Origin of the sequence: Pseudomonas sp. AMR01, from assembly GCF_041946035.1 — a bacterium.
Classification (GTDB): domain Bacteria; phylum Pseudomonadota; class Gammaproteobacteria; order Pseudomonadales; family Pseudomonadaceae; genus Aquipseudomonas; species Aquipseudomonas antarctica_B.
In genome coordinates, this window is the sequence record NZ_JAUTYR010000011.1 from 40,943 (window position 1) to 52,844 (window position 11,902).

Consider the following 11,902-nt stretch of genomic DNA (forward strand, 5'->3'; position numbering starts at 1 on the left):
TCACTCATAACGTAAGGCCTGTGCTGGCTGGGTACGTGCCGCGCGCCAGGCTGGATACAGGGTGGCAAGGAAACTCAGGACCAACGCGGCGCCGCCTACCATCAACACGTCCTGGGCCTGAACCTGGGACGGCAAGTAGTCGATGAAGTAGACGTCAGCGTTGAGAAACTTGTGGCCGATGACTTTTTCCAGCGCGGCGATGGCGGCGCTGACGTTCAGCGCGGCCAGGATGCCGACGGCGGTGCCGATCAGGGTGCCGACCACGCCGATCACGGTGCCCTGCACCATGAAGATCGCCATGATCTGCCCCGGCGTGGCGCCAAGGGTGCGCAGGATGGCAATGTCGCCCTTCTTGTCGTTCACCACCATCACCAGCGTGGAGATGATGTTGAACGCCGCCACGGCAACGATCAGCAGCAACAGCAGGCCGATCATGGCTTTTTCCATGCGGATGGCCTGGTAGAGGTTGCCGTGGGTACGGGTCCAGTCGCGGGCGTAATACTGGGATTCGCCAAGATGCTGGGCGATTTCCCACGAGGCACGCGGGGCGTCGAACAGGTCGTTGAACTTGAGGCGCAGGCCCTGCACCTGATCCGGTTTCCAGCGATGCAGGCGCGCGAGATCAGTGAGGTTGGTCAGGCCGAGGTAGCCGTCGATTTCGCCAGCGCCCACGTGGAAGGTGCCGACCACGGTGAAGCGCTTCATGCGCGGGAACATGCCGGCCGGGGTGACGGTGACTTCCGGCGCGACGAAGGTCAGCTTGTCGCCGACGTTCACGCCGAGTTTGGCCGCCGCCTTGTCGCCGATGACGATGCCAAAGCTGCCGGGCGCCAGGTCATCGAGTTTGCCCTGCAACATGAACTTGTCGATGATCGACACGTTACGTTCCTGGCCCGGGTCGATGCCGTTGAGGAGGATTTTCTGCACCTTGCCGTCATTGGTCAGCAGGCCCTGCATCTGGGTAAAGGGCGCGACGGCCACCACCTTGGGGTTCTGCTTGACCTTGTCGGCCAGGCTTTGCCAGTCATTGATCGGCGCATCGCCCTCAATGGTCGCGTGGGGCACCATGCCCAGCACGCGGGTGCGCATCTCATGATCGAAGCCGTTCATCACCGACAGCACCACGATCATCACGACCACGCCCAAGGCGAGCCCGATCATCGAGGTCAGGGAAATGAACGACACAAAATGATTGCGGCGCTTTGCACGGGTATAACGCGTGCCGATAAATACGAAGAGAGGTCTGAACATGTCGGGGCTTGTTCGGAGGAAAAGAAGACGTCCCGGTGGCGGGGTCTGGTAAGCAGCTTTACACTCTGACCATTACCGTTACCTGGGGTTCGCCATGTCGACATTAGATGAAGAAGAGCGCCGCGAATACTACCGTATCGACGACATGATCGCACTCCAAATCAGCAGCCTTTGCGCGCCCGACGCAGCGAGCAAGGAAGTGTTGCTGGATGATTCCCCGCTGTTCAATCTGCTCAGTGAATTGCACCTCAGCGAATTCGAAGCCCAGCACCTGTTGCGCCAGATCAGCGAGAAAGATCGCAGCCTGGCGGCCTTCCTCAAAGTCCAGAACAAACGTATCGACCTGCTCAGCCAGGTCATGGCGCGCGGGCTGTTGGGCGAAGTCGGCGAACCGCAGCCGGTGATCATCTCCGAGGGCGGTATCGACTTCCAGCACCCTGCCCCGTTGGCCCTCGACACGCACCTGGCGGTCAAGCTGGTGCTGATGCCCCAAGCGCTCGGCCTGCTGCTGCGCGCGCGGGTGACTCACTGTGAGCCCAAGGGCGACGGCTTTGAAGTCAGCACCGAGTTCGAGTCCATGACCGATGCTCAACGCCAACTGCTGGCCCGCTATATCCTGCAAAAACAAGCCCAGGAACGACGCCTGGCACGCGAACAAAGCGACGCCCAAGACACCTGAATTCGTATTATCCCGCCAGACCACCTGGCGCAAAGGAGCAACTGTGACCCTGATTTACGGCCACCGCGGTGCCAAAGGCGAAGCACCGGAAAACACCCTGACCAGCTTTCAGGAGTGCCTCAAGCACGGCGTGCGCCGTTGCGAACTGGACTTGCACCTGTCCATGGACGGCGAGCTGATGGTCATTCACGACCCGACGCTCAAGCGCACCGCCGACCGGCGCGGCAAGGTGGTCGAGTACTCGGCGGCGGACCTGGTGAAAATGGATGCGCGCAAAGGTGGCCCGGGCTGGGTCAAGCCTTGCCCGATTCCGCGCCTGGAAGAGCTGTTCGAGCAGTGCGATTTCGATCACTGGCAGCTTGAAGTCAAAAGCGCTTCGCGCACCCGCGCTGCAACCACCGTGCTGGCGATTCGCGAGATGGCCGTGCGCCATGGCCTGATGGACAAGGTCACCGTCACCTCAAGTTCGCGGGAAGTGCTGAAAGCTGCGATTGACCTCACCCCGGACTTGTCGCGCGGGTTGGTGGCCGAATATGCCTGGCTCGACCCGCTGAAGGTCGCGCAAAACTACGGTTGTGAGTACCTGGCGTTGAACTGGACGTTGTGCACCCCCGAGCGGCTGGAAAAAGCCCAGCGCCAGGGTTTGCACGTGTCGGTGTGGACGGTCAACGAACCTGCGCTCATGCGCAGGCTCGCCGACTTCGGCGTAGATAGCCTGATTACAGACTTTCCCGGTTTGGCCACTGCCACCCTCGAGAATTACTGAAATCGGTCTCCCCGGCCGGCTCAGGCCACCGGCCGGAGCCGCTCAAAAAAGCCGGTTGAGGCCGTCGTAGGCCGCTACCCGATAGGCTTCAGCCATGGTCGGGTAGTTGAACGTGGTGTTCACAAAATACTTGAGGGTATTTTGCTCGCCCGGCTGGTTCATGATCGCCTGGCCGATGTGCACGATCTCCGAGGCCTGGTAGCCGAAGCAATGCACGCCGAGGACTTCCAGGGTTTCACGGTGGAACAGAATCTTCAGCATGCCCTGCGGCTCACCGGCGATCTGCGCACGCGCCATGCTCTTGAAGAACGCCTTGCCGACTTCGTAAGGTACTTTGGCCTTGGTCAGTTCGTGCTCGTTCTTGCCGATCGAGCTGATCTCGGGAATCGTGTAGATCCCGGTCGGCACGTCGTTCACATACCGCCAGCTGCCATTGTCGACGATGCTGCCAGCCGCCGAACGGCCCTGGTCGTGCGCGGCGCTCGCCAGGCTCGGCCAGCCGATCACGTCGCCGGCGCCGTAGATGTTCGGCACGCAGGTGCGGTAGTTCTCGTCGACTTCGATCTGGCCACGGCTGTTGACCTTGACCCCGATGTTTTCCATGCCCAGCTTGTCGGTGTTGCCGGTACGGCCGTTGCACCACAGCAAGGCGTCGGCCTTGATCTTCTTGCCGGACTTGAGGTGCAGGATCACCCCGTTGTCCAGGCCTTCGACCCGCTCGTACTCTTCGTTGTGGCGCACGGTGATGTTGTTGTTGCTGAAGTGGTAGCTCAACGCCTGGGAGATTTCCGAGTCGAGGAAGCTCAGCAACTGGTCGCGGTTGTCCACCAGCTCGACCAATACACCCAGGCCGCTGAAGATCGAGGCGTATTCACAGCCGATCACGCCGGCGCCATAGATGATCAGCTTGCGCGGGGTGTGGCCCAGGCTCAGGATGGTGTCGCTATCGTAGATGCGCGGGTGGTGGAAATCGATATCGGCCGGGCGATACGGGCGCGAACCGGTGGCGATGATGATGTGCTTGGCCACCAGCTTTTCGACCACGCCGTTGGCGCACACCACTTCGACGGTTTGCTCGTCGGCAAAGCTGCCGGTGCCGAAGAACAGGTCGACGCGGTTACGGGCGTAGTAGCCGGTACGCGAAGCGACTTGTTTGGAAATGACTTTTTCGGCGCTTTTCAACACGTCCGGGAACGAGAACCAGCGCGGCTCACCAATGGCCCGAAACATCGGGTTGGTGTTGAACTGCATGATCTGGCGCACCGAGTGACGCAAGGCCTTGGACGGGATGGTACCCAGGTGGGTGCAGTTACCGCCGACCTGGCGACGGCTATCGACCATCGCCACCTTGCGCCCCGCTTTGGCAGCGTTCATCGCCGCACCTTCTCCAGCCGGGCCGGAACCCAGTACTACCACGTCGTAGTTGTAGACAGCCATGCGTACTCCTCAGAACAGGCCAGGCGTACGGTTGGACGCCTGGCTAAATCATGCCGCGGCCAGCGGGCATGAAGGAAATTTTTGGCTCAAGTGTGTGAACCGGGGCACAGTCTATAGAAGGCTCAAGCCCGCGCACATTAACCCTTGGTCGCGTCGTAGGCCAGTCTTGCCTTTACTACAGAAACCGGAAACTGGCATTACACTGGCTGACACGCACCTTTTGCAGGATGAGCCATCATGCGGCATGTCGTTTTGTGTTTATTGCTGATTTTTTCGGTAGCGGTGCAAGCCAGTGAAGCCGATCGTCTGCGGCAGGCGGCGTTCCCCGCCCAACTGCATGAACTGTCGCTGAAAAACCAGACGGTGCTGGTCTACCTCTGGGCGGATGTGTACGCGGCAGGGCTGTACGCGCCGGCGGCCATCCCGGCGAAACAAGCCTGGGACCAGCAAAAAGCCGTGCGCTTGGCGCTGTATTACTTTCGCGACATCGACCGTAGCGATGTGATCAAGGCCGCCACCACCACCCTCGAGCGCCAGCAAACAGCTGCCACCCTCGCCCGCTTGAAGCCCGAACTGGACCAATTGCACGCCAGCTTTCGCAACATCCGCAGCGGCGACCGCTATGCCCTCGACTTTCGCCCCGGCCGCGGATTGAACCTGGAGATCAATGACCAGGTGGTGTTCAGCAGTCGCAACGACGCGCTGGCGAGGGTGTACCTCGGCATTTGGCTGGCACCCAAAGGCCTGTCGGACAGCCTGCGCGACACCCTCCTGAAATAAACACAACACTCATGTGGGAGCGGGCTTGCTCGCGAATGCGGTGTGTCAGTCAGACTAGTTGTGACTGATACACCGCATTCGCGAGCAAGCCCGCTCCCACGTTGGATCTCCATTGTCCCCAACTCAGGCGCATTTAGTCAGCTAGCTATCGATTCCTGTTGCCGGTAGTGGCTAATACACATATGGTTACAAAACCGCAGCAAGGACGAATGAAGACCAGGGATTACTAATAAAATAGCCAAGATGAGTGCATGACATGTCCACTGAAACGGGCAAGGGCAAGGCGATTTTTCGCGTTGTCAGCGGTAACTTCCTCGAAATGTTCGACTTCATGGTCTACGGCTTTTACGCCACGGCCATCGCCAAAACCTTCTTCCCCACCGACAGCGCCTTCGCCTCCCTGATGCTCTCTCTCGCCACCTTCGGCGCGGGCTTTCTGATGCGGCCACTGGGCGCGATTTTCCTCGGCGCCTATATCGACCGCCACGGCCGTAAAAAAGGTTTGGTGATCACCCTGGCCATGATGGCCGCCGGTACCGTCCTGATCGCCTGCGTGCCCGGTTACGCCACGCTGGGTGTCGCGGCGCCGTTGCTGGTGCTGTTTGGCCGCCTGTTGCAAGGTTTCTCGGCGGGCGTCGAGCTGGGCGGTGTGTCGGTGTACCTGGCGGAAATCGCCACGCCGGGCCGCAAGGGCTTTTTCGTCAGTTGGCAGTCTGCAAGCCAGCAGGCGGCGGTGGTATTCGCCGGTTTGCTCGGCGTAGGCCTGAACCACTGGCTGAGCCCGGAAGAAATGGGTGACTGGGGCTGGCGCGTACCGTTCCTGATCGGCTGCCTGATTGTGCCGGTGATCTTCGTGATTCGTCGCTCCCTGGAGGAAACGCCTGAGTTTCAGGCGCGCAAACACCGCCCTACCCTGCAGGAAATCGTCCGGTCAATCGGTCAGAACTTCGGCATCGTCATCGCCGGGATGGCGCTGGTGGTGATGACCACCGTGTCGTTCTACCTGATCACCGCCTACACCCCGACGTTCGGCAAGGCGGAACTGCACTTGTCCGACTTCGACGCATTGCTGGTGACGGTGTGCGTGGGCATTTCCAACTTTATCTGGCTGCCGGTGATGGGCGCGGTGTCCGACAGAATCGGACGCAAACCCCTGCTGCTGGCGGCGACGATTCTGGCGATCCTGACGGCGTATCCAGCGCTGTCGTGGTTGGTGGCGAACCCGAGTTTCAGTCACCTGCTGATCGTGCTGTTGTGGCTGTCGTTCCTGTACGGCTCGTACAACGGGGCGATGGTGGTGGCGCTCACCGAGATCATGCCGATTGAGGTGCGGACCACCGGGTTTTCGCTGGCCTACAGTTTGGCCACGGCGACCTTCGGCGGGTTTACCCCGGCGGCGTGTACTTATTTGATTCATGTGTTGGGTAATAAAGCGGCGCCGGGGATTTGGCTGAGTGGCGCTGCGGTGTTGGGGTTGATTGCGACGCTGGTGCTGTTCAAAGGCAATCGGCATGAGCTGAGGACGGCGCAGGCTTCGGTGGTTGGCGGCGCCTGATAGAACGCTTTCGCGAGCAAGCCCGCTCCCACATTTTGACCGCGTTTATTCAGGAAGAACGCGGTCAAAATGTGCGAGCGGGCTTGCTCGCGAAGAGGCCCTCACCTTCACCCCAAAACCCACAGACACAAAAAAGCCCCGAACCAGTCGGGGCTTTTTCATTCACCGCTAAGGCTTAGCGCGGAAACGCAGGCGGGTTAACCCCGGCCATGTCTTCCATCACGCGAACCACCTGGCAGCTGTAACCGAACTCGTTGTCGTACCAAACGTACAGTACAACGCGGTTGTCCTGAGTGATGGTCGCCTCAGCGTCCACCACACCGGCGTGGCGCGAGCCCACGAAGTCGGTGGACACCACTTCCTGCGAGTTAACGAAGTCGATCTGCTTGTGCAGGTCGGAGTGCAGCGCCATGTAGCGCAGGTACTCATTCATTTCTTCACGGGTAGCGGCTTTCTCAAGGTTCAGGTTGAGAATGGCCATCGACACGTTCGGCGTCGGAACGCGGATCGCGTTGCCGGTCAGCTTGCCGGCCAGCTCAGGCAGGGCCTTGGCAGCAGCGGTGGCAGCACCGGTCTCAGTGATCACCATGTTCAACGCGGCGCTACGGCCACGGCGATCGCCCTTGTGGAAGTTGTCGATCAGGTTCTGGTCGTTGGTGTACGAGTGAACCGTTTCCACGTGACCGTTAACGATGCCGAACTTGTCGTTCACAGCCTTGAGCACCGGCACGATGGCGTTGGTGGTGCAGGAAGCGGCGGACACGATCTTGTCATCAGCGGTGATTTCACCGTGGTTGATGCCGTGCACGATGTTCTTCAGCTTGCCCTTGCCAGGCGCGGTCAGCACAACGCGGTCGATACCCGGGCAAGCCAGGTGTTGGCCCAGGCCTTCGGCGTCGCGCCACACACCGGTGTTGTCCACCAGCAGTGCGTCTTTGATGCCGTACTGGGTGTAGTCCACTTCAGCCGGGTTCTTCGCGTAGATCACCTGGATCAGGTTACCGTTGGCGGTGATGGTGTTGTTTTCTTCGTCGATGACGATCGTGCCGTTGAACGGGCCGTGTACCGAATCGCGACGCAAGAGGCTCGCGCGTTTGGTCAGGTCGTTGTCGGCGCCTTTGCGCACAACAATGGCACGCAGGCGCAGGCCATCGCCGCCGCCGGTTTTTTCGATGAGGATGCGCGCCAGCAGGCGGCCGATACGACCGAAGCCGTACAGCACAACGTCGGTGCCTTTGCGGGCAGCAGCGCTTTGCTGGCCAACCACATCGGCCATTTCTTCACGCACGAACTGTTCGGCGCTGCGGCCTGCCCCTTCCTTGCGGAATTTGTAGGCCAGTTTGCCCAGGTCTACCGAGGCCGCGCCGAGCTTGAGCTCGCTCATGGCTTTAAGCAGTGGGAATGTTTCGTGGACGGAGAGTTCGCTGTCGTCGGCAGAACGGTGACGCGCAAAGCGGTGGGCTTTGAGAATCGCGATGACAGACTGGTTGATCAGGCTGCGGCCATAGATCGAGCTCACCACATTGTTATTGCGGTACAGCTGACCGATAAGCGGAATCATCGCTTCAGCGAGCGCTTCACGGTCGATCCATTCACCAAGACACTGGTCGGGCTTCTGAGTCACGGTAACCTTCCACATATGTAGGGGCAGAAAAAAGGGGCTACATTATGCCGCCCGACCGCCCTCTGAGCAATGCGCGACCCGCAACAAAAACCGCTTGCGAAAAAACCGTACCCCGCTGCAGCCCAGTAAATACGCGGGTTCCAGAAGGCCACCTTTTGCGCAAGCAGCGTGACTTGTCCGTAACTCTCCGAAAACCTCGCACTTTTTGGCACTACATATTGAGTCAAAACACTCCATTGTTTGTCTTAGCCACTACATTTCCTGCAAACCGTAATAGGCTCAGTCAGCAACTGACAGGCGGCACCTCGGGCCGTTACAATTACCGACTTTGTCGCAACGCTTGGAGCTCAACCTTCCGTGCCCGTTCTGCGTCTACCGATTCTCCCTGCCGCGGCAGGTAAACAGCATTGGGGCAACCTGCCCGGTGCAGCCCTGAGCCTGGCCATTGCCGAGGCTGCCAGCGCAGCCAAGCGCTTTACCCTGCTGCTCACCGCCGACAGCCAAAGTGCCGAACGGTTGGAGCAGGAGCTGAGCTTCTTCGCCCCCGATTTGCCGGTGCTGCATTTCCCCGACTGGGAAACGCTGCCCTACGATCTGTTCTCGCCGCACCAGGACATCATCTCCCAGCGCATCGCCAGCCTGTACCGCTTGCCGGAACTGGCCCACGGCGTGCTGGTGGTGCCCATCACCACGGCCCTGCACCGCCTGGCGCCGACCAAGTTTCTGCTCGGCAGCAGCCTGGTGCTGGATGTCGGCCAGAAGCTCGATGTAGAGCAGATGCGCACGCGCCTGGAGGCCAGCGGCTACCGCTGCGTCGACACGGTGTACGAACATGGCGAGTTCGCGGTACGCGGCGCCTTGATCGACCTGTTCCCGATGGGCAGCAAACTGCCGTTTCGCATCGACTTGTTTGATGACGAAATAGAAACCCTGCGCACCTTCGATCCGGAGAACCAGCGCTCCATCGACAAGGTGGCGTCGGTCAAGCTGCTGCCGGCGCGGGAATTCCCGTTGCAAAAGGACGCGGTCACGCGCTTCAAGGCGCGCTTCCGTGAACGTTTCGACGTGGACTTCCGCCGCTGCCCGATCTTTCAGGATTTGAGCAGCGGGATTACACCGGCGGGTATCGAGTACTACCTGCCGCTGTTCTTCGACGAAACCTCCACGCTGTTCGATTACCTGCCCCAGGACACCCAAGTGTTCTCGCTGCCGGGCATCGAGCAAGCCGCTGAGAACTTCTGGAACGATGTGCGCAACCGCTATGAAGAGCGTCGCGTCGATCCCGCCCGGCCTTTATTGCCGCCCGCCGAGCTGTTCCTGCCGGTGGAGGACTGCTTCGCCCGCCTGAAAAACTGGCCGCGCGTGGTTGCCAGCCAGCAGGACGTGGACGCCGGCAGTGGCCGCGAGCGCTTCCCTGCGCAAACCCTGCCGGACCTGGCGATCCAGGCCAAAGCCACGCAACCTTTGGAAGCGCTGTCGAATTTCCTCGGCGATTTCCCCGGCCGCGTGCTGTTTACCGCTGAATCCGCCGGCCGCCGCGAAGTGCTGCTGGAGTTGCTCGAACGCCTGAAACTGCGCCCGAAAACCGTCGACAGCTGGCCGGACTTTGTAAAAAGCAAAGACCGCCTGGCGATCACCATCGCGCCGCTGGACGAAGGCTTGCTGCTGGATGATCCGGCCCTTGCGCTGATCGCCGAAAGCCCATTGTTCGGTCAGCGCGTGATGCAGCGCCGTCGCCGTGAAAAACGCGCCGATGCCAATAATGATGCGGTAATCAAAAACCTCACCGAGTTGCGTGAAGGCGCACCGGTGGTGCACATCGACCACGGCGTGGGCCGCTACCTGGGCCTGCAGACCCTGGAGATCGACAACCAGGCCGCCGAATTCCTCACCATGGAATACGCCGAGGGCGCCAAGCTCTACGTGCCGGTGGCCAGCTTGCACTTGATCGCGCGCTACACCGGCAGCGATGACGCCCTAGCGCCGTTGCACCGCCTTGGCTCCGAGACCTGGCAGAAAGCCAAGCGCAAAGCCGCCGAACAGGTGCGCGACGTGGCCGCCGAATTGCTCGACATTTATGCCCGCCGCGCCGCCCGCGAAGGCTACGCGTTCGCCGACCCGAAAGCTGACTACGCCACCTTCAGCGCCGGCTTCGCCTTCGAAGAAACCCCAGACCAGCAAACCACCATCGAAGCCGTGCGTGCCGACATGCTCGCGCCCAAGCCGATGGACCGCCTGGTGTGCGGCGACGTGGGCTTCGGCAAGACCGAAGTGGCCATGCGGGCCGCATTTATTGCGGTGCACGGCGGCAAACAAGTGGCGATCCTGGTGCCGACCACCTTGCTCGCCCAGCAGCACTACAACAGCTTCCGCGACCGCTTTGCCGATTGGCCGGTGAGCGTGGAAGTGATGAGCCGCTTCAAGTCCGCCAAGGAAGTGAACGCGGCCATCGCCGACCTGGCAGAAGGCAAGATCGACATCGTCATCGGCACGCACAAACTGCTGTCGGATGACGTGAAGATCAAAAACCTGGGCCTGGTGATCATCGACGAAGAACACCGTTTCGGCGTACGCCAGAAAGAACAGCTGAAAAACCTGCGCAGTGAAGTCGACATCCTCACCCTCACCGCCACACCGATTCCGCGCACGCTGAACATGGCGGTGTCGGGCATGCGCGATTTGTCGATCATCGCCACGCCACCGGCACGGCGCCTCTCGGTGCGCACCTTCGTGATGGAGCAAAACAAAAGCACGGTCAAGGAAGCGCTGCTGCGCGAACTGCTGCGCGGCGGGCAGGTGTACTACCTGCACAACGACGTGAAGACCATTGAGAAATGCGCCGCCGACCTTGCCGAACTGGTGCCGGAAGCGCGTATCGCCATCGGCCACGGCCAGATGCGCGAGCGCGAACTCGAACAGGTGATGAGCGACTTCTACCACAAGCGCTTCAACGTGCTGATCGCCTCGACCATCATCGAGACCGGCATCGACGTGCCGAGCGCCAACACCATCATCATCGAACGTGCCGACAAATTCGGTCTGGCCCAGTTGCACCAGTTGCGCGGCCGCGTGGGTCGCAGTCACCACCAGGCGTATGCCTATTTGCTGACGCCGCCACGCCAACAGATTACCTCCGACGCCGAGAAGCGCCTGGAAGCGATCGCCAACACCCAGGACCTCGGCGCCGGCTTCGTGCTGGCCACCAACGACCTGGAAATCCGTGGCGCCGGCGAGTTGCTGGGCGACGGCCAGAGCGGGCAGATCCAGGCGGTGGGTTTCACCCTCTATATGGAGATGCTTGAACGCGCGGTGAAAGCCATCCGTAAAGGCGAGCAGCCGAACCTGGATCAACCGCTGGGCGGCGGCCCGGAAATCAACCTGCGTTTGCCGGCGTTGATCCCCGAAGACTACCTGCCCGATGTGCACGCGCGGCTGATCCTGTACAAGCGCATTGCCTCGGCCACCGACGAAGAAGGCCTCAAAGACCTGCAGGTGGAGATGATCGACCGTTTCGGCCTGTTGCCGGAGCCGACCAAGAACCTGGTGCGCCTGACCCTGCTGAAATTGCAGGCCGAGCAGCTCGGTATCAAGAAGGTCGACGCCGGGCCGCAGGGCGGGCGCATCGAGTTCGAAGCGCAAACGCCGGTGGACCCATTGGTGCTGATCAAACTGATTCAGGGCCAGCCCAACCGCTACAAGTTCGAAGGGGCTACGCTGTTCAAATTCATGGTGCCGATGGAACGTGCCGAAGAACGCTTTAATACCCTGGAGGCGTTGTTTGAGCGCCTCATCCCGAAAACCGCTTGAAGG

8 protein-coding genes are annotated in these 11,902 nt (G+C 60.8%); 5 read left to right on the forward strand and 3 right to left on the reverse strand.

Annotated elements, in window-relative coordinates; genetic code table 11:
- The gene (locus Q7C20_RS12590) at positions 1 to 1,251 is read right to left on the reverse strand and encodes a lipoprotein-releasing ABC transporter permease subunit (protein ID WP_348061766.1); all 1,251 of its coding nucleotides are present in this window, start codon (positions 1,249 to 1,251) and stop codon (positions 1 to 3) included.
- Positions 1,252 to 1,345: 94 nt separating this feature from the next.
- Here Q7C20_RS12590 and Q7C20_RS12595 point away from each other — a divergent pair, with 94 nt between their 5' ends.
- Complete coding sequence (locus Q7C20_RS12595) at positions 1,346 to 1,930, forward strand: PilZ domain-containing protein (RefSeq protein ID WP_375067729.1); 585 nt, start codon at positions 1,346 to 1,348, stop codon at positions 1,928 to 1,930.
- A 43-nt stretch (positions 1,931 to 1,973) separates the two neighbouring features.
- Positions 1,974 to 2,696, forward strand: a complete 723-nt coding sequence (locus Q7C20_RS12600) for a glycerophosphodiester phosphodiesterase (RefSeq protein WP_375067730.1) — start codon at positions 1,974 to 1,976, stop codon at positions 2,694 to 2,696.
- A gap of 42 nt (positions 2,697 to 2,738) precedes the next feature.
- On the opposite strand, the gene sthA is transcribed toward Q7C20_RS12600, so the two are convergent.
- Complete coding sequence (gene sthA / locus Q7C20_RS12605) at positions 2,739 to 4,133, reverse strand: Si-specific NAD(P)(+) transhydrogenase (RefSeq protein ID WP_003189670.1); 1,395 nt, start codon at positions 4,131 to 4,133, stop codon at positions 2,739 to 2,741.
- Between the two features lie 237 nt (positions 4,134 to 4,370).
- On the opposite strand from sthA, the gene Q7C20_RS12610 reads away from it, so the two are divergent.
- On the forward strand, positions 4,371 to 4,913 hold the full coding sequence (locus tag Q7C20_RS12610; RefSeq protein WP_375067733.1) for a chalcone isomerase family protein: 543 nt from the start codon (positions 4,371 to 4,373) through the stop codon (positions 4,911 to 4,913).
- Positions 4,914 to 5,169: 256 nt separating this feature from the next.
- The gene (locus tag Q7C20_RS12615) at positions 5,170 to 6,468 is read left to right on the forward strand and encodes an MFS transporter (RefSeq protein ID WP_375067735.1); all 1,299 of its coding nucleotides are present in this window, start codon (positions 5,170 to 5,172) and stop codon (positions 6,466 to 6,468) included.
- Positions 6,469 to 6,643: 175 nt separating this feature from the next.
- On the opposite strand, the gene Q7C20_RS12620 is transcribed toward Q7C20_RS12615, so the two are convergent.
- A complete protein-coding gene (locus Q7C20_RS12620) occupies positions 6,644 to 8,107 on the reverse strand; it encodes a glyceraldehyde-3-phosphate dehydrogenase (RefSeq protein WP_375067737.1) in 1,464 nt (487 codons plus the stop codon).
- Positions 8,108 to 8,449: 342 nt separating this feature from the next.
- On the opposite strand from Q7C20_RS12620, the gene mfd reads away from it, so the two are divergent.
- A complete protein-coding gene (gene mfd / locus Q7C20_RS12625; protein WP_375067739.1) occupies positions 8,450 to 11,899 on the forward strand; it encodes a transcription-repair coupling factor in 3,450 nt (1,149 codons plus the stop codon).
- The last annotated feature ends 3 nt before the right edge of the window (positions 11,900 to 11,902 follow it).